Origin of the sequence: Bowmanella denitrificans, assembly GCF_039522935.1 — a bacterium.
GTDB lineage: Bacteria > Pseudomonadota > Gammaproteobacteria > Enterobacterales > Alteromonadaceae > Bowmanella > Bowmanella denitrificans.
Genome location: NZ_BAAAEI010000017.1, coordinates 40,162 through 57,105, shown reverse-complemented (window position 1 = coordinate 57,105; position 16,944 = coordinate 40,162). Strand labels below are relative to the sequence as shown.

The window sequence follows — 16,944 nt, the reverse complement described above, 5'->3', positions numbered from 1 at the left end:
CACGTTGTTTTATATAGTTTTTTCACTTATGGCACAAAGTTTGTAATAGCAATAGGCGTTTACATTCAGGACCTATTGCAAATGATTTCATTCAGCATCACCTTACATGCGCTGGCTGGCACCAGCGCCATACTGTCAGGCTTCGGGGTATTAGCTTTAGCTAAAGCCACACCGCTACATAAGAAGCTCGGGATTGTGTTTGTGCTGTCCATGTTGGCGCTCGGTCTTTCTGGTGCCTGGGTAGCATGGCAACGCAGCATTATGTTATCTCTGTGTAACGGCCTGCTTATCAGCTATTTGGTGGCAACGGCCTGGCTGGCAGTTAAACCGCGCAGCAACTGGCGTCGCAATCTGGAGTTTGTGTTACTGGGCTGCGCCCTGGGGATTGTAGCAATGCTGCTGGGCTTTGCCATTGACGCGCAGCACAGCCTTGATGGTAAAAAAGACGGCTTTGGTTATCAGGCGTATTATTTCTTCGCCCTTGTCAGCGCGCTGGCCGCAAGCATGGACGTGAAAATGCTGGTTGGCGGCGGCCTGTCGGCCAAAGCGGGGCTGCTACGACATATTTGGCGCATGTGCTTTGCGCTGTTTATGGCCACAGCCGCATTTTTTCTCGGTCAGGCCAAACTGTTCCCTGAATTTATGCGCCATCTCAGCGTACTGGCGATCCCGGTACTGCTGGTACTGGCAGTATTGCTTTACTGGCTGTACAGAGTCGGTTTGGGTAAAGCCAGCTTCGACTACATGAGGCGGGTATGAAACAGTCCCGCAAAATCCGTTGTGCAGGGTTCCTGGCGATATTTCTGCTTAGTCAGGCAAGGCCGGATATCGCAATACCCGAGATCAAACACAAACTGCACCGGCATCTGCAGACCCTGTGCGCCAATATCGAGTTGGATGAATTGATCCTACCCCGTCACTTCAGCAGTCATTAGTCATGCAGTTGATTAGGCCCGTCTTATCTGACGGGCCGGTTTTATCCTAAGCTATTCAGCTTATGGCAAATACGTCGCAACGTTAGTTGTTGCCAGCCCGAGCCACCATAGCCCTTCACCAAATCACGGTTGGTCTGCTGCCATTCTGGGGCTGTCAGAACAGGTAGCCCCAACAGCTCCGCATACAGCGGTGCGGCCACCACAAACTGGCGACGAAAAGGATACAGACAATGATCATCAAGCGTATGCAAGGTCTGGCGCGCTTGTTGGTAATCTGCAAACCAATGGTTCACCAGTGTGACGCAAGCGCGCTCATACCAGAGCTGACCAAAATCCACCTTAGCATCACCATGCACTGCCCCGCTTAGTATCTGGTGGGCATGCTGCCAGTCACCAAACCCCAGTTGGCGGGCCAGCAGCAGCTGTACATGCTTTAGCTGCCAGTCTTCGGATGTGCGCTGCACCGTAATCCAACCAGGTGACTGACCACTACGCAGCTGTTTCAGCAATTTCTTGGCGCGGATCTTTACTTCTTCAATGGCTAGTTGCATAACCCGCCTCCTCAGATGTTGGCCATAATTGGCGACGACTGATAAATACCAGACATAGCACCAGTGTTACCGACAGCAGCTCGGCGCCAGGAAAGGCATACCACATCATATCCAGCCCGGCCCAGCAGGCCAGTAGCACCAACATCGGCATCATAAACAGATAGGTTTTGGCCAATGACAATACCAGCGCCAGATGCGGTTTACCCAGCGCCTGCAGGGCCGCAATAGCCACCGCACTGATACCGGCCAAAGGCAAGGCCATATACAACAATCCGGCGATATCCGTGGCCATATGCACCTGCAGCGGATTGTCGCTAAACAACCCGGCAATAGACTGCATGGCCAGCATCAACAGCAATGCCGTCAGGCTCAGATAGCCCGATGTTGACAACAGCCCTACCTTAATACTCTGTTTGGCCAATCGCTTGCTGCCAGCTCCGGCGTGATAAGCGGTCAGGGTTTGACAGCTATGCGTCATGGCAATCATCGGCAAACTGATAAAAATGCTGATCCGTCCCAGCAAACCGTAAGCCGCCAACATCGACTCGCCCTGCTCAGCCGCCAGCCTGGCAATCTGTACGGTACAGGTCAGCATCACCAGGGCGCCGCCTAAATACATCAGCGTCACTGGCAACCCTTGCAATAAGATGCGCCGGGCCCAGCCGCGATACCAGTAAGGCCGTAACGCCTGACGTAATTCCGGCTTGCTGTTGAGCGCTCTTATCCCATACCACCAGGCCAATCCCTGGGATATTAAGGTTGCCAGCGCCGCGCCTGTGACGCCCAAATTGAGTAAAACAACCAGCAAAATATCCAGTGCAATATTCGCCAGCGCACCCAGCAGGATAATCAAAAACAAGGTATTACTGCGGCCCAGACCGCGGTGCACGTCGGCCACCACGGATAAATTAAATAGCACCAGGCAGCCCACCCCATTGATCATTAAATAGATCCAGGCGTCGGCGTACAGGTTCTGCTCCAATCCCATCGCGGCCAGCAATAGGGGCCCACCAAGCCAGGTTAGCAGCGCCACCATGGCGGCAATTAGCCAGGCCAGAAAGCTGCCGGTACTGACGATCCGCTGGCCATCCTGATGCCGTCCGGCCCCCAGACTACGGCTGAGCAATACCGAAGTGCCATTGGCAAATAATGCTGCCAGGGCAACCAAGGCCACCTGCAACGGGAAAACCGCAGATACGGCGGCAAAAGCCTGCTCACCAACAAAATGAGCGATAAACAAGGCATCCACCAGGGTATGCAAACCATTAAGCAACATACCAATGGCCATAGGCACACTGAGTTTAAGAAATACCGACAGGATCGCCGGAGAAGATAGTATGTTTTGCGAAGATGCCGAACCGGCATCCGTTGTGACTGTCACAATCCAATTCTCCTAAGTCTTTATGGCGCTCCGCAAAGCCAACTTAGTTCAAATTGAACTGTTACTAATATTTGCTCAGAGTGATTTCATCTTCTGCGGACAGGCGTCTCTGCCACCTGAGGCGCATATAATAGGCCCCAGAATCCTGTTGTCAACCACGAAAACGTTCCAGTCGTGCGGCCCAATTGCCACTATCCTGCGCGGCGCAATCCTCTTCGTTGTCCATACGTACATTGCGGCGAATGTCTTTGGGGCGAATACCGGCTTTCAGCAAACGGGTCTGAATTTCCTTACGCATTCTGGCATCCAGGCTATCGCTCAGCACTTGCTGCATCTGCGCTTTGCTCAAAAATACGCAGGTGACTACCAGGCTGTCGGGAAAGCGATTATGACTGACCGTATGGGTCAGCCAGTCAAAGCCCATATCCCAGCGTTTGAATTCCTCGCACGCCAGTGTCAGGGCCTTAATCAGATTATTTTCCAGTTTGGTGGTGGTTTTGTTCATCACCAGTGCCACATCTTATCAAGACTACTGCTTAGCACCACTGACAACACCATTAACGCAATAAACTCCAACGCGGAACAGCGCCTCTCAAAAGTCCCGTTAACCACAAATACATAAACTTTGCGGACCGTATACGACAACGCAAATATCAATGTCATCAGAAAAAAGTATTGCAACACCTGTTCCAACATAGTTCGCCTGTATCTTTATTAAGCTTTTCTATTCATATAATCAGTTATCAGGATAACAGCCACTTATACATAACATAGCTGTCCACATAACCAAGCTGCCCATGCTCATAAGCCCTGGGGATAGTGCCAATAATCTCAAAGCCTAACGTCTGCCAAAGATTAATAGCGACCTTGTTAGTGGATACCACACTATTAAACTGCATGGCTTTATAACCAAGCTCAAGCGCGATTTGCTGCGAATGTTCGCACATCTTGCGGGCCACGCCCTTGCCCCTGGCCTCGGGCGCGACCATATAACCACAGTTACTGATATGACGACTGGGCCCCATAGCATTTGGCCTTAGGTAGTATGTGCCCAATACCTCGCCCTCATCCATATAGGCGTAGGCCCTTTGTGGTGACAGGCACCAAAGCTGATAAGCCTGCTCCAGGGTCATATCAGGGTCAAAAGCATAGGTTTCACGGGCCTGAATAATATCGGCAAAGGTCGGCCAGAAAACTCCAAACTCTGCTTTGGTGATTGGTTTGATCATTACCTGCTTCTTATATTTTGGCCATGAATAAAACTTCAACAATATTGCCTGACTCACCGACTGAGCAAAAGTCCAGGCTTCGGATTATTGACGCGGTGCAAGCAAAAGGCCAATACCAGCGGACCCCAGCAGGCTGGCGCATAGCCGGTTAAACAAACGCCTCATACTGGGGCGGGAAAACCAGTGACGCAAGGATTGGCCAAAAAACGCATAGATGGCTATCGCAACCCACTCCAAAACCAGAAACAACGCCCCCAGAACCAGAAACTGGCTTTCAACCGCACTGCCCGAATCAATAAACTGGGGAAGAAAGGCGGTGAAAATCAATATCGCCTTGGGATTGCCGGCAGCCAGCAAAAACTCCTGCCTGGCCAGTTGCATCAGACTTTTGCCTTGCACCATGGTCTCTTCAGAATCGACGGGGTCAGCTCGCCACAGCTGAAACGCCATCCATATCAGGTAAAGCCCACCGAGTATTTTTATGAAAAAAAACAAGGTTTCAGAAGCATACAGCACGGTAGCAAGACCACTGGCAGCCAGTACAATCATCCCCATAAACGCCACAAGACGCCCCACCCCCGCATAACAGGCAACCCAGATGCCATATTGCTTGGCATTGGCCATGGCAAGCAGGTTATTTGGGCCGGGGGCCATATTCAGTGCAAAGCAGGCGGGTAAAAATAACAGCAGGGTCACAAAAGTCACGACCGAATATTCCTTATTACTGTGGTTGTCTGATTTCTAATGGCGATTGTGTAGTATGCCTGAGCAATTCTGGAAAAAAAGCCGTAAAACAGGCTTCAAACGCCGGGTAATAACGCTCAATCTCTTCCACACTGCCGACAAATTCATTGGCGAAACGGATACGTCCGGCAATTCGGTCCAGCGCCTGCCCCACGCCTGCCAGGCTGGTATAGTGGGCCAGCCAGTGTTGCTCAATCATGCTACCCACCACCCGTTGCATACGCAGCGGCATATGCTCTAAACGCTCTGCCAGGCGCTGGTAACTGGCCTGACAAAATACCTCGAATGGCTGGTTGGAATAATGCGACCAATGCCGAATCAGAAAATGATCAAACAGCACATCCAGGGCAATGCCAGCAAAACGCCTGCGTCTGGCACTGAACAGGGCTTTACAGGCTCTGACTTCGGAATGGCTATCAGTAAATCGGTCCACCTTTCGGTGATTAGCCAGCCCCGCCAATACAGGCGGTGAAAACTGTGAGGTATCCACACCCCGGCAAAAATCCCCGAGCAGATTACCCATCTGTGAATCGGCGGTCGGTTGGGCCAGAAATAAATGCGCTAGGTAATTCATACTGCCAAGTGTAAGGGGATGGCTACCCGGCGTCTATTTTATAAAGATGTCTATTGGCTCTCTTTATATTGGCTGCCCAAAAGCTGACTGAACCCGGCGGCTTTGGTTACTCCCATGCCTCTGACATTGTTCAATTCTGCTTCACTAGCATCAAATACAGCGGACAGACTGCCAAAAGTCTGCAGCAGGTTTCTAGCGAGCGCTGGGCCAATACCAGGGAACCCCTGCAGCACGTATAGCTGTCTTTTATGCAAGCTGCGGGGATGATAACCGCCACGACTGACAATGCCATGCTGAATAAACTGGTGTTGCTTAGCGGCATAAAGCATAAGCTGGACAGTTTCCTGGCAGGTTTGCGTGCGCAGTACCGGAATTCCAAATGTTAAGGTTAGACTGGCCAACGCCCCCAACACAGCCCGTCGATCCAGGGCTGGATTTTCCTTTTCTTTAAAGTGGCCCTCTACAATCAACAATGCAGCCATGGCAGACTGGCTTAGTTTGTATGCCTGGCGAAATAGCCTGCCATCCACAATAGACAACAATAGATCGCTGACCGTTTTTCTTTCTACTAATAACCAGCCCCCCACTGAGTAATCACCACACGGCAGACGTTTAACCAACAACTCCACCTCAGTGCACCTCGCCATAATTGACGGAATATCGCATTGCTGCTCCCTGTCATCAGCGATGATTTGAATGTGTTCCTTGGTCATGTTGCCTGATCTATATATAGCTCAGTCGTAAGTATAGATAAGTGCTGAATAAGGCAGCATTGACAAAAGCAACAAGCTGTCACTCAAGCTTTCCACCTGACTGGCGCAAATCCCCGGCACTTGCGCGCCTGTGCTCTTGACATAGCAAGCGTCGACGAAGACTATCCGTTACTTTGTATCAAGTCGTATAACGAGAATAATCACAATGAAAAAGTCCCTTTTGGCCCTGGCTCTGACCAGTAGCGCCGTGTTCGCTAATGAAGGCATGTGGATGCCCAAGCAGTTGCCAGAAATCGCCCCGCAACTAAAAGCGGCCGGTCTGGAACTGGACCCGGCTAGCCTGACTAAACTAACCGAATTCCCCATGGCCGCAGTGGTCAGTCTGGGCGGTTGTTCTGCTTCATTTGTGTCCCCGCAGGGGCTGGTTGCCACTAACCACCACTGTGCTTATGGCAGCATCGCCCACAATGCCACCGCAGAAAACGACATCCTCACCAATGGCTTTTTAGCCAGGAGCATGGATGAAGAATTGCAGGCCCGCCCCGGCAGCCGCATTTTTGTAACCAAAGCCGTGCAAGAAGTTACCGACAAAGTTATCGATGCCAACACCGCCAAACTGAGCGGTAAAAAGCGTGTGGATGCCATTGAAGCCAACCAGAAAGCCCTGGTGGCAGAATGTGAGAAAGACGAAGGGCACCGCTGCACGGTGTCAGCATTCTACGGCAGCCTTGAGTACTACATGATCAAGCAGCTTGAAATCAAGGACGTGCGTCTGGTGCATGCGCCACCTTCCGGGGTGGGCAAATTCGGTGGCGACACCGACAACTGGATGTGGCCCCGCCATACCGGTGACTACAGCTTCTACCGCGCCTATGTCAGCCCCGAAGGTAAGTCGGCCGATTTCAGTCAGGACAATGTGCCTTATCAGCCAGATTTTCACCTGACCATTGCCAAACAAGGCGTTAAGGAAGGTGATTTTGTTATGGCTCTGGGTTACCCCGGTCGAACCAACCGCCATCGTTTACCCAGCGAAGTGGCTGAAACCTTCGAATGGAGCTACCCCACTGTCGTGCAGGATTACCGTGATGCGCTGGATATCATCGCCCGTGAAACCGCAGACAACAAAGATGCCGAGCTGAAATATGCCAGCCGTGTCGCCGGTTTGAATAACTATATGAAAAACCGTCAGGGCATGTTGGACAGTTTCGCCGACAGTGACCTGCTGGCTCGCAAGCAGGCAGAGCATGCCGAATTGACCGCCTGGGTAAACAGCAGCCGAGACAATAAGAAAGCCTATGCCAAAGACCTGGCAGCGATTGAAAAGCTGCTGGCCGAGCGCCACAGTAATGACAGAAAGGAACATCTGCTGGATGCCGCCGCGCCACGTTTGTTGGGTACTGCCCGTGCCTTGTATCGTCTGGCTCAGGAAAACACCAAACCCGACAACGAGCGTAAAGCCGGTTTCCAGGAACGCGATCTGCCTAAGTTCAAATCTTATGTGGCCGCGATGGAACGCAACTTTGACGTGAGCGTGGAAAAAGCGCTGGATCTGCATGATCTGAAAAAGTATGCCGCCCAGCCGAAAAAACTGCGCGACAGCCATTTCGACAAAGCGCTGGGCGTTAAGGATAACATGAGCGAAGCACAGCTTCAGGCGCTGATTGATAGCTGGTACGCCAACACCAGCCTGACCAGTCTGGAAAGCCGCGAGGCCCTGCTAACTGCCACACCTGAGCAATTCGCCCAGTCTGATGATGTGTTTGTTAAAGCCGCGGTGGCCCTGTACAAACAGGACCGCAAACGTGAAGCCGATGAAGAAGAACTGGCAGGTAAGATTCAGCAGGCCTATGCCAGCTATATGCGCGCCAAAATTGCCTTTATGCACAGCCAGGGCAAAGCCGTCTACCCTGATGCCAACAGTACCCTGCGTGTTACCTTCGGTAACGTCAAAGGTCGTGCACATGGTACCGAAGATGGTAACGCCTGGGCGCCTTTCACCACTTTGCGCGGTATCACGCAAAAAGCCACCGGCGAAGGCGAATTTAATGCACCACAGAAGCAGTTGGATGCCATCAATGCCAAGCAATACGGTGCGTATAAGGTGGATAGTCTGAATTCTGTGCCGGTTAATTACCTGGCCACTTTGGATATCACTGGTGGTAACTCTGGCTCTGCGGTACTGAACAGTAAAGCCGAGCTGGTTGGTCTGGCCTTTGACGGCACTTTGGATTCCATTATCTCTGACTGGGATTTCAATCCGGCCAACACCCGCTCCATCCAGGTCGATCACCGCTTTATGCTGTGGCAAATGGAACTGGACGGTGCCGACAACCTGCTAAAAGAAATGGGCGTTAAATAACAATAAGGGGAGCTCAAGCTCCCCTTTGCATTTCAGAATACCTCTCCCACGAAAGGCACTAAATGCACGAAAGCCGTTCTCGCGGAGCCGCAGAGATCGCCAAGCGGGCACAGAGAGGCTGAAGGTATTGTCACTGCGCGCTTTTCTCTGCGCCTCAGCGTCACGGCGAGAAACCTTCTTTACGACTGAAGGCCAGTTCGTGTCATTTCGTGAGGTTAATGGTCTGTTTTTAAATTTCCATCACGAAAGGCCCTAAAAGCACGAAAGCCGTTCTTGCGGAGCCGCAGAGATCGCCAAGAGAGCACAGAGAGGCTGAAGGTATTGTCACTGCGCGCTTTTCTCTGCGCCTCAGCGTCACGGCGAGAAACCTTCTTTTCAGCCGAAGGCTTGTTCGTGACTTTTCGTGAGGTCGTGGTCTGGTTTTAAATTTCTACCACCAAAAGCACTAAAAGCACTAAAAGCACGAAAGCCATTCTCGCAGAGCCGCAGAGATCGCCAAGCGGGCACAGAGAGGCTGAAGGTATTGTCACTGCGCGCTTTTCTCTGCGCCTCAGCGTCACGGCGAGAAACCTTCTTTTCAGCCGAAGGCCAGTTCGTGACTTTTGGTGAGGTAAATGGTCTGGTTTTAAATTTCCATCACGAAAGGCCCTAAAAGCACGAAAGCCGTTCTCGCAGAGCCGCAGAGATCGCCAAGTGGGCACAGAGAGGCTGAAGGTATTGTCATTGCGTGCTTTTCTCTGCGCCTTAGCGTCTCTGCGAGAAGTATCTCTTTATTTCACTGCAAGAAGCTATCAACCGTGGCGCATCAGCCAGGCATAGGCCGTGGTAAAGGCAGCTTCCTGGAATTGCTTCAGACCGGTTTCGGCAAAGTCCACCGACACAGGATTATGCTTCAGTGATTCTTTCATGTCGGTACTGCTGAATACCACCACATCCACACCATCAATCAACTCAATGGCCGCTTCCAGCTTAAATCCAATAGCCCCACCGGCAAACTTGCCCTTCAGTGGGCGCTGGCGAATAATCACTTTCTCCACCTTATAATCCTGCAGCAGTTTGGCAAAAGTTGCCTGAAACTGGCGCAGCCCCTCGGCACTGTTGTCACTCAACGCCAATTTACGTGCACGGCAATCCGGGATCTGAAACAAACCACTTTTTAACGACAACAGACTGATATTGGCTTCATTACTTTTCAGCTCTACGCCACAAACTCTCATGCTTCACTCCCGAATTCGGCAAAAGCGCGATTATAGCCTAATACCGGTATGCAACGCCTGTTTATATCTTTACCAATAAATGGAATACCCTTAAGCCTGTGACTGGGGGTCGCTCAGCGCAGCAGAATTTGCCATAGTAGCGGCACCTGGTATTCAAAGAGCCTGACATTATGTTAAGAAAAGCGCTGGCCCTGACGTTAGCCGCCATGCTAAGCCACCCGGCAGCTGCCGGCTTAAACGCAACCGAAGCCAAACTAGTTGCCCATATAGACCAAACCAATCAACAGGCGCTGGGACTGCTGGAACAGGTGGTCAACATTAACAGCGGCACCATGAACTTTGCCGGGGTTAAACAAGTAGCTCATGTGCTTATTCCAGAATTTGAAAAGCTCGGCATGCAGGCGCGTTTTGAAGACGGTGCCAGATTTAACCGGGCCGGTCATCTGATTGCCGAGCTGCACGGTGGTAACGGTCCAAAAATGCTGCTGATTGGCCATCTGGATACGGTATTCGAACCCGACAGTCCCTTTCAACGCTTTGAAAAACTCGATGACAATCGCGCCAGAGGACCGGGCATTGCCGATATGAAAGGTGGCAATATTATTATTCTGCAAGCGCTCAGGGCGCTTAAAGCCGCTGGCGAGCTGGACAATATGAACATTCTGGTGGTCATGACCGGCGATGAAGAACTGAGTGGCAGACCACTTGCCCAGTCAAAGCAAGCACTGGTGGACGGTGCCCAATGGGCAGATATTGCGCTTGGGTTTGAAAATGGTGATGGCAACCCTAAAACCGCCAACATCTCGCGTCGTGGCTCGGTAGACTGGCAACTGACCGTAAAAGGCATCCCCTCTCACTCTTCGCAGATTTTTCAGGATCGCATCGGCGCAGGTGCTATTTATGAAACCGCACGTATCCTTAACAGTTTTTATGAAGAGCTGCGTAGCGAACCCTTGCTGACCTTTAACCCTGGCAGAATCATGGGTGGTACCACAGTCAATCATGATCCACTCAGCAACAGCGGCAGCACTTTTGGTAAGAACAACGTCGTCGCAGAACATACCATTGTCACAGGGGATATTCGGGCGGTGTCATTGGAGCAGCTACAGCGGGTGCAGGAAAAAATGCGGGCAATAGTCGCCCGCAGCCTGCCCCAGACCAGTGGAGATATCGTGTTCGGCGAAGGTTACCCGCCCATGGGGCCAAGTGATGGCAATCGTAAACTGCTAAGCCTTTACAGTCAGGTTAGTGTCGATCTGGGGCAAGGCATGGTAGAGGCGGTAAACCCATTAAATGCTGGCGCAGCCGATGTGTCTTTTACTGCCGCCTTTGTGGATATGGCCATCGACGGGCTGGGTATGAGCGGCACGGCCGGTCACACCGTGGAAGAAACGGGGCGGCTGGATTCACTGCCCAAACAAGCCAAACGCGCCGCCCTGCTGATGTACCGTTTAAAATATCAGTAGCGGGGCTATGAAGCGGGCCTGTATAAAAATCCTGGCCCGCCCTATCCATCTATTTTGCGGTTAACCACTGGGCCGGCTGAAGTGCTCGGCCGGTCAGACGAATCTCGGCAATATCACCGAAGAATGGATTGGCGTAGTCGCCGTCGCTGCTACTTGCGCCGATCAACCACTGCCCGCCAGGCATCAACAATGCGCCGGGCTGTTCAATCTCGGCGGTGCGCATCACTCTGGCACCATTCACATACAAGGTATTGTGTTTGCCGTCGTTTACCACTGCCACGTGATACCAGTGCTGTTTGTTCAGTGACCAGGACCAGTTTGAGCGCGATGCCCGAATTAGCCAAGTCATGGCACTGGATGGTCGTAGCACCGTAACCGAATTGACCCGATTGCGCTCAGTGGACGGGCGCCCGGTTGTGGTAGAAAGGATATTCTTCAATAACCGCCACTTTACCGGCCTGGAAAAGCAGGATCTGTCCCTGTCTATCAATGCCATGCTGAAGAATCAATATGGCCACAGCCAGTTAACCTTTGCGATTCAGATTGAATCCTGCTGCCTGTTTAATCCCCATGCCGCCTACTTAGGGGTAAACGACGGCGCATTAGGGCTTAGGGTGCTGCGCACCATTTACAGTGAAAGTGGTGAGATCATCGAATTTGACGAGGAATTGTGGCGACACGATGCGCTGATGGTAGAAAACCAAACCCACATCAGCCTGACATCCCAGGACAGATAAACAATAGCCTTGCTGTGCTGCTTCATTCAGCGCTGCCAGCGGTGTACAGTCCAGCCCTTGGCGCTGGCGATATCCAGCAATACCGGATTAGGGTTGACCACCTGTGGCTGGCAACTTAGTTGCAGCAGTGGTACATCATTGATGGAGTCTGAATAGACAGTGTGCAAATGCTGGCTGGCCGCTTCGAGCTGCTGCGCCTTGAACCATTGTCTGAGCCGGATGACCTTGCCTTCTCCCAGGCTGTAAGGCAGCAACGCCTTGCCACTAAAACGCCCCTGCAGCAGCTCCAAATCAATACCAATGCAGTGCTCAACCTGCAAATAATCGCAGATCGCTTTAACCAGAATGGCCGGACTGGCCGAAATCACCAAAGTATGGTCCCCTTGTTGCAAATGCACTTGCAACCTGGTGAGGGCCTGCTTGAAAAACCTCGGCTCAATTACCTCACTAACAAAGCGTGCCAGCACAGGGGCCAGTTGGCAGGGACTGGCTCCCAATAAAGGCCTGGCCCAGTGCTGCATATAAAGTTGCATATCCAGAGCACCGCGATAGTAGTCATCCATCATTGCACTGCAATTCAGCAAAGCCGTCTGCGCACCAGGCCAGTTCTGTTCACACAGAAATTCCAACCATAGCTGAGCACTGTCTCCCTCAAGCAGGGTGTCATCTAAATCAAAAACCGTCACCTTTGTCATTCGCATGTCATGTCACTTTGCTATCAATCTTCAGCAAGCACCAAACTGGTACATACCAGAGTGTAAACATATGCATATTACAACAATGAGTAAGTCCAAAGGAATTTTGCGCCAATGGCTCTCGAAACAGCCATCCTGGCTGTTTTGCGCCTATGCGATTATGGCCGCTTTTTCCACTTATGCCTGTATGTATGCGTTTAGAAAACCTGTCAGTGTTGCTCTGTTTGCAGACGCCAGTTACTGGGGGGTATCCCTTAAGGTGCTATATCTGTCGTCACAAATGTTGGGGTATGCACTATCCAAAGTGGTGGGCATTAAATTTATTGCCGAACTTAAACAACAGGGCCGCGCAGCAGGCATCTGCAAACTAATCGGCCTGGCCGCCCTGGCTTTATTGGGCTTTGCTCTGGTGCCTCCACCTTACAATATTCCCTTTATGTTTTTAAACGGCCTGCCGCTTGGCATGGTATGGGGGTTTGTATTCAGTTATCTGGAAGGGCGGCGGGTCACAGAAGTACTGGCCGCCGGTCTTTGCACCAGTTTTATCGTGGCGTCTGGGGTAGTGAAATCGGTGGGCAGTTATCTGATGTTGCATATGGCCATCAGTGAGCACTGGATGCCCCTGGCGACTGCCCTCCTGTTTGTGCCGTTACTGGTGTCGTCGGTATGGTTGCTGGATCAATTACCATCGCCCAATCAGGATGATATTGCCGCACGGCGGGCGCGGGTACCAATGGACAAAGCCGCCAGACTGGATTACTTGCAACACTATGGCAGGGGATTAGCCATGCTAACCCTGGCCTATGTATTGTTGAGCCTGTTTCGCGATCTAAGAGACAACTTTGTTGCCGATATCTGGGCTGATGTGGGTATCAGCGGTTCACCGCTGATTTATACCCTCACCGAAGTACCAGTGGCTTTGATGATTTTGTCGGTTATTGCCATGATGATGCTGATAAAGAGCAACCGCCGGGCTTTGGCCGTCAACCATTTGTGTATTGGCTTTGGCTGCTTGATAACGGCAGCAGCTTCCTGGCTTTACTGGCAACAGCTGATCTCCCCCGTGATCTGGATGGTATCCATAGGCATGGGGTTATATCTGGCTTATGTGCCCTTTAACAGCGTGCTGTTCGAACGTTTGCTGGCCTGTACTGACAAACCTGGCAACGCAGGTTTTCTCATTTACATCGCCGATGCCTGTGGCTATGTTGGCAGTGTTGCGTTGATGCTAAGCGCTAGTTGGTTATCCGCCGATATAAACTGGGTAGGGCTGATTAAAAATGCCGGATTCTGGGTCGGCATCATTGGCATGCTCACCACCTGGCTGTCGTGGCGCTATTTTTCTACCAGACTAACGCCAACAACGCGTTCTGACTCCGCTTACTTGTCAGCACCTGCCACCAATTCCTCAACCAGTTAGCTTTACAGATGCTGTCAATTATATTTACATGTGAAGTATCTTCCGATTAGACTAAAACATCTAAGGTATTGAATAAAAAGAAAATGGTAATGCTGTTAGAACATCCTGGGCCAGTATGCGTATTGTCTCAACCAATGGAAATCAAACCAGTATTCCGGAGCCTTCCAGCCTGGTTATTCTGGCCCTGGGCTTACTAGCCTTGTCTTCGCGCAAATATCTGCGCCGTTAATGGCAAAAGGCTGAGGTGCTTGCCTCAGCCTTTACCCAAATCACTCAGCCGGTTTTCGCTGATATTGAAAGACTCCACCACCCTGTTTTAATACGAATCCGCTAAACTGCGGTTCGTCAGTTGCGTCAAACGACATACGTATACCGGCCTGTTCAAAAACAAACTCCCGTTCATTGACAGCCGTCAGTGGAAAGGCGCCCTGGCCACTGGCCTGGGCAAACAACTGCTTGTCTTGCACAAACACCTTAATCTCCAGCGGCAACTGACTGGACACATAGTTGCCAACAAAGCGCTGTAAATCCATATCTTTAGTGTCTATGGCGGTAGCAAACTCAGGTGGACGGACCGGCATATCAAAATAGGCGCTGAGCATCGCAATCAGCACATCATTAAAAGAATAATTCACCCCATTGGACAACGCCGTAATGGCCAACCCCTTTTCCGGCAAATAAGCTGACATCGATACAAAGCCGTCTATGCCGCCGCTATGGCCAAGCAACTGATACTGATTAAATGGTATGGGGGAAAGCGCAAAACCATAGTCTGGCTGCATTTTTTGCATCTTTTTAAGGGAGTCAGCTGACACAAGCTTAGCGCTGAACAATGCCTGAAAAAATTGATTCAACTCGCTGGCCGTAGACACCAGAGCGCCAGCCCCGAATGGCACACTCATATCGGTCTCTGTGGCACGCTGCCAGTCCCCCTGCCATTGATAGGACAATGCCTGATTTTGCTCTGGCGTAATCTTGCCACCATAGCCGGTGCGCTTTAGCGCCAGCGGCTCAACAATCTGCTTGTTGAGCACCTCTGCATAGGATTTACCACTGGCTTTTTCAATAATCAGGCTCAGCAGGTAATAGTTGGTATTGGAATAATCCTGTTTTTCATCCGGATCGAAATTGGGGGGCAAGGCCAAAAATCTTTCCAACATCTGCTGGTGACTCTGAGGGCTTTGCATATACTGGCTATAATCCTGGGCGTCAGTAAAATTGAACAGCCCTGAACGATGGGTCAGCAACTGTTGGATGGTGATCTTGTCACTGTTTGGGAAGTCCGGGAAATATTGGCCAAGGGTCCAGTCCAATTGTAATTTCCCCTGCTCCACCAATTGCATCACCATTACCGCCGTAAAGGTTTTACTAATTGAACCGATGCGCAGTTGGGTATCGGCATTCAGCGTCTGCTGGCTTTCCAGTGCCGCATAGCCCTGCTGATTGGTGTAAATGGGTTTACCTTTTTCGCTGAGCGCCACACTTAACATCATTCTATTGTGCTGCCCCAGCGTGGCCAGATAGTTATCCAGTTGCTGTTTACTTCGAGCGGATAGATCCGCCATCACCGGCAGGCTGAAGCTCAATGCTGCAAGTAATCCAATTATTTTCAAGCGCATGGTCAATTCCCTTAGTATTACCTGGCGATAAGATATCTTTCATACATACAGCTGACCAGCCAGAAATTGTTCAAATTTTGTATCACCGCATGTTGAAAACCCGCTTAACGACAAAAAGCCGCTATTGGCCACACAGATTGAGTAATGTTGTTAAAAACCGGTAAAGTTTGAGTATTCAGGCAACAAAGCCCCCAGGACCAAAATGAAGCGTATGCTAGCCATTCTGGCTTCTCTCACTTTTGCCAGTAGTCTGGCTGCTAAACCCGTCTATGAAAAACAGGATCCGCCGCGTCGGCTCAACGCATTACAAAGTGCAAAAGCCGAGGCTAACTACCAGAAATACTGCTCGCTGTGCCACGGTGCTGACCGACAAGGCTATGCCAATGACCATGCGCCTTCATTGCGCAGCAAGAGCTTATTTGAATCCGGGGTGCCGCATGCGATTTTGCGCCCTTTGTCATATGGGCGCGAAGGTACGGCCATGGCTGGCTATCTGGACGAAGTGGGCGGCCCCATGGATCTGGATGAAGTCTGGGATCTCACCTACTGGCTATTCTGGCAATCCGGCGCCGAGCGGGTCAGGTTAAGTGAAAACCCGGTTGCAGGGGATATCAGCAAAGGTGAAGCGGTGTTTAAACAGCATTGTACCAGTTGCCATGGCGAGCAAGGTGAAGGAGTCAACGCCCCGGCGCTGGCTAATCCGTCGGCACTGGCACACAACAAGGATGAGTTTATTCGCTACGCCATTGTCAATGGTCGTGATGGTACGCCGATGAAGTCCTTCTACGGCATTTTGTCCGACCAGGATATTGATAATGTCACTGCTTTTTTGCGTAGCAAAGCCCGTCATCAGAGTCAGAGCAGCGTGCCGCTGCGCGCATTGCCGACGCCGGAGCAATATATAGTGAATCCACAAGGGGCTGACCCACAATTTACCCTGACAGACGACATGTATGTGTCGTCTGCTGATTTACACCAGGCCCTGCAAGACAAAAAACGCATGATTTTACTGGATACCCGGGTGCCGTCGGTCTGGCAACGTGCCCATATTGAAGGGGCCATCCCTTTTCCTTATTACAGCGATCTGGATGACAAACTGGCCGGTCTGCCCAAAGATGTGCAAATTGTCGGTTACTGCTCCTGCCCCAGAGCCGCCACCGAGCATGTGATCCGGCAACTGCGCGACAAAGGCTACAGCAAAACCGCCGTCCTCTGGGAAGGCATCTTTGGCTGGATGAATCTGGGCTACCCGGTGACCCGGGCAGATGGCATTATTGATGAGGCGGATGCTGCAACGCATTAAG

At 51.3% G+C, this 16,944-nt stretch carries 19 protein-coding genes; 8 read left to right on the top strand and 11 right to left on the bottom strand.

Annotation, left to right across the window (positions count from 1 at the left end; translation table 11 throughout):
* The first annotated feature begins 81 nt into the window (after positions 1 to 81).
* Both ABD028_RS15040 and ABD028_RS15035 read left to right on the top strand, forming a co-directional pair.
* A complete protein-coding gene (locus ABD028_RS15040) occupies positions 82 to 759 on the top strand; it encodes a hypothetical protein (RefSeq protein WP_343845998.1) in 678 nt (225 codons plus the stop codon).
* The gene (locus tag ABD028_RS15035) at positions 756 to 935 is read left to right on the top strand and encodes a hypothetical protein (RefSeq protein WP_343845997.1); all 180 of its coding nucleotides are present in this window, start codon (positions 756 to 758) and stop codon (positions 933 to 935) included. The genes ABD028_RS15040 and ABD028_RS15035 overlap by 4 nt, the downstream gene beginning before the upstream one ends.
* A gap of 41 nt (positions 936 to 976) precedes the next feature.
* On the opposite strand, the gene ABD028_RS15030 is transcribed toward ABD028_RS15035, so the two are convergent.
* The 7 genes from ABD028_RS15030 to ABD028_RS15000 all read right to left on the bottom strand — a co-directional run bounded on the left by ABD028_RS15030 (position 977) and on the right by ABD028_RS15000 (position 6,127).
* Complete coding sequence (locus tag ABD028_RS15030) at positions 977 to 1,486, bottom strand: hypothetical protein (protein ID WP_343845996.1); 510 nt, start codon at positions 1,484 to 1,486, stop codon at positions 977 to 979.
* Positions 1,470 to 2,867, bottom strand: a complete 1,398-nt coding sequence (locus ABD028_RS15025) for an MATE family efflux transporter (protein WP_343845994.1) — start codon at positions 2,865 to 2,867, stop codon at positions 1,470 to 1,472. Before ABD028_RS15025 ends, ABD028_RS15030 begins: the two co-directional genes overlap by 17 nt.
* Positions 2,868 to 3,018: 151 nt before the next feature.
* Positions 3,019 to 3,372 (bottom strand): Fis family transcriptional regulator, encoded by a 354-nt coding sequence (locus tag ABD028_RS15020; RefSeq protein WP_343845992.1) that lies wholly within the window; start codon positions 3,370 to 3,372, stop codon positions 3,019 to 3,021.
* A gap of 238 nt (positions 3,373 to 3,610) precedes the next feature.
* Positions 3,611 to 4,096: a GNAT family N-acetyltransferase gene (locus tag ABD028_RS15015; RefSeq protein ID WP_343845990.1), complete on the bottom strand. Its 486-nt coding sequence runs from the start codon at positions 4,094 to 4,096 to the stop codon at positions 3,611 to 3,613.
* 84 nt (positions 4,097 to 4,180) lie between these two features.
* On the bottom strand, positions 4,181 to 4,801 hold the full coding sequence (locus ABD028_RS15010; protein WP_343845989.1) for a LysE family translocator: 621 nt from the start codon (positions 4,799 to 4,801) through the stop codon (positions 4,181 to 4,183).
* A 16-nt stretch (positions 4,802 to 4,817) separates the two neighbouring features.
* Positions 4,818 to 5,414, bottom strand: a complete 597-nt coding sequence (locus ABD028_RS15005; RefSeq protein WP_343845987.1) for an acyl carrier protein phosphodiesterase — start codon at positions 5,412 to 5,414, stop codon at positions 4,818 to 4,820.
* A gap of 50 nt (positions 5,415 to 5,464) precedes the next feature.
* Entirely contained in the window at positions 5,465 to 6,127 is a 663-nt protein-coding gene (locus ABD028_RS15000; protein ID WP_343845985.1) for an ERCC4 domain-containing protein, read from the bottom strand.
* Positions 6,128 to 6,332: 205 nt separating this feature from the next.
* Between ABD028_RS15000 and ABD028_RS14995 the strand changes: the two genes are divergently transcribed.
* Positions 6,333 to 8,486: a S46 family peptidase gene (locus tag ABD028_RS14995; RefSeq protein ID WP_343845984.1), complete on the top strand. Its 2,154-nt coding sequence runs from the start codon at positions 6,333 to 6,335 to the stop codon at positions 8,484 to 8,486.
* Positions 8,487 to 9,277: 791 nt separating this feature from the next.
* On the opposite strand, the gene ABD028_RS14990 is transcribed toward ABD028_RS14995, so the two are convergent.
* Entirely contained in the window at positions 9,278 to 9,703 is a 426-nt protein-coding gene (locus ABD028_RS14990; protein ID WP_102798145.1) for a DUF3010 family protein, read from the bottom strand.
* A gap of 170 nt (positions 9,704 to 9,873) precedes the next feature.
* On the opposite strand from ABD028_RS14990, the gene ABD028_RS14985 reads away from it, so the two are divergent.
* Positions 9,874 to 11,169: a M20/M25/M40 family metallo-hydrolase gene (locus ABD028_RS14985; protein ID WP_343845982.1), complete on the top strand. Its 1,296-nt coding sequence runs from the start codon at positions 9,874 to 9,876 to the stop codon at positions 11,167 to 11,169.
* Between the two features lie 49 nt (positions 11,170 to 11,218).
* Here ABD028_RS14985 and ABD028_RS14980 read toward each other — a convergent pair whose 3' ends face one another.
* Positions 11,219 to 11,449 carry a LamG-like jellyroll fold domain-containing protein gene (locus ABD028_RS14980; RefSeq protein WP_343845981.1) on the bottom strand — a complete coding sequence of 77 codons (231 nt, stop codon included), beginning with the start codon at positions 11,447 to 11,449 and terminating at the stop codon, positions 11,219 to 11,221.
* Between the two features lie 16 nt (positions 11,450 to 11,465).
* On the opposite strand from ABD028_RS14980, the gene ABD028_RS14975 reads away from it, so the two are divergent.
* Entirely contained in the window at positions 11,466 to 11,906 is a 441-nt protein-coding gene (locus tag ABD028_RS14975) for a UTRA domain-containing protein (RefSeq protein ID WP_343845979.1), read from the top strand.
* 26 nt (positions 11,907 to 11,932) lie between these two features.
* Here ABD028_RS14975 and ABD028_RS14970 read toward each other — a convergent pair whose 3' ends face one another.
* On the bottom strand, positions 11,933 to 12,607 hold the full coding sequence (locus ABD028_RS14970; RefSeq protein WP_343845977.1) for an HAD family hydrolase: 675 nt from the start codon (positions 12,605 to 12,607) through the stop codon (positions 11,933 to 11,935).
* Between the two features lie 79 nt (positions 12,608 to 12,686).
* Between ABD028_RS14970 and ABD028_RS14965 the strand changes: the two genes are divergently transcribed.
* A complete protein-coding gene (locus ABD028_RS14965) occupies positions 12,687 to 14,021 on the top strand; it encodes a DUF5690 family protein (RefSeq protein ID WP_343845975.1) in 1,335 nt (444 codons plus the stop codon).
* Positions 14,022 to 14,136: 115 nt separating this feature from the next.
* Positions 14,137 to 14,250 carry a PEP-CTERM sorting domain-containing protein gene (locus ABD028_RS14960; RefSeq protein ID WP_343845973.1) on the top strand — a complete coding sequence of 38 codons (114 nt, stop codon included), beginning with the start codon at positions 14,137 to 14,139 and terminating at the stop codon, positions 14,248 to 14,250.
* A 40-nt stretch (positions 14,251 to 14,290) separates the two neighbouring features.
* Here ABD028_RS14960 and ABD028_RS14955 read toward each other — a convergent pair whose 3' ends face one another.
* Positions 14,291 to 15,640: a serine hydrolase domain-containing protein gene (locus tag ABD028_RS14955; protein WP_343845972.1), complete on the bottom strand. Its 1,350-nt coding sequence runs from the start codon at positions 15,638 to 15,640 to the stop codon at positions 14,291 to 14,293.
* A gap of 202 nt (positions 15,641 to 15,842) precedes the next feature.
* Between ABD028_RS14955 and ABD028_RS14950 the strand changes: the two genes are divergently transcribed.
* A complete protein-coding gene (locus ABD028_RS14950; RefSeq protein ID WP_343845971.1) occupies positions 15,843 to 16,943 on the top strand; it encodes a c-type cytochrome in 1,101 nt (366 codons plus the stop codon).
* The last annotated feature ends 1 nt before the right edge of the window (position 16,944 follow it).

Excerpts from the sequence above, each read along its gene's own strand:
- ABD028_RS15040 (WP_343845998.1), top strand. The coding sequence starts at position 82 with ATGATTTCATTCAGCATCACCTTACATGCGCTGGCTGGCACCAGCGCC.
- ABD028_RS15035 (WP_343845997.1), top strand. The coding sequence starts at position 756 with ATGAAACAGTCCCGCAAAATCCGTTGTGCAGGGTTCCTGGCGATATTT.
- ABD028_RS15030 (WP_343845996.1), bottom strand. The coding sequence starts at position 1,486 with ATGCAACTAGCCATTGAAGAAGTAAAGATCCGCGCCAAGAAATTGCTG.
- ABD028_RS15020 (WP_343845992.1), bottom strand. The coding sequence starts at position 3,372 with ATGAACAAAACCACCACCAAACTGGAAAATAATCTGATTAAGGCCCTG.
- ABD028_RS15015 (WP_343845990.1), bottom strand. The coding sequence starts at position 4,096 with ATGATCAAACCAATCACCAAAGCAGAGTTTGGAGTTTTCTGGCCGACC.
- ABD028_RS15005 (WP_343845987.1), bottom strand. The coding sequence starts at position 5,414 with ATGAATTACCTAGCGCATTTATTTCTGGCCCAACCGACCGCCGATTCA.
- ABD028_RS15000 (WP_343845985.1), bottom strand. The coding sequence starts at position 6,127 with ATGACCAAGGAACACATTCAAATCATCGCTGATGACAGGGAGCAGCAA.
- ABD028_RS14995 (WP_343845984.1), top strand. The coding sequence starts at position 6,333 with ATGAAAAAGTCCCTTTTGGCCCTGGCTCTGACCAGTAGCGCCGTGTTC.
- ABD028_RS14990 (WP_102798145.1), bottom strand. The coding sequence starts at position 9,703 with ATGAGAGTTTGTGGCGTAGAGCTGAAAAGTAATGAAGCCAATATCAGT.
- ABD028_RS14985 (WP_343845982.1), top strand. The coding sequence starts at position 9,874 with ATGTTAAGAAAAGCGCTGGCCCTGACGTTAGCCGCCATGCTAAGCCAC.
- ABD028_RS14970 (WP_343845977.1), bottom strand. The coding sequence starts at position 12,607 with ATGCGAATGACAAAGGTGACGGTTTTTGATTTAGATGACACCCTGCTT.
- ABD028_RS14965 (WP_343845975.1), top strand. The coding sequence starts at position 12,687 with ATGAGTAAGTCCAAAGGAATTTTGCGCCAATGGCTCTCGAAACAGCCA.
- ABD028_RS14960 (WP_343845973.1), top strand. The coding sequence starts at position 14,137 with ATGCGTATTGTCTCAACCAATGGAAATCAAACCAGTATTCCGGAGCCT.
- ABD028_RS14955 (WP_343845972.1), bottom strand. The coding sequence starts at position 15,640 with ATGCGCTTGAAAATAATTGGATTACTTGCAGCATTGAGCTTCAGCCTG.
- ABD028_RS14950 (WP_343845971.1), top strand. The coding sequence starts at position 15,843 with ATGAAGCGTATGCTAGCCATTCTGGCTTCTCTCACTTTTGCCAGTAGT.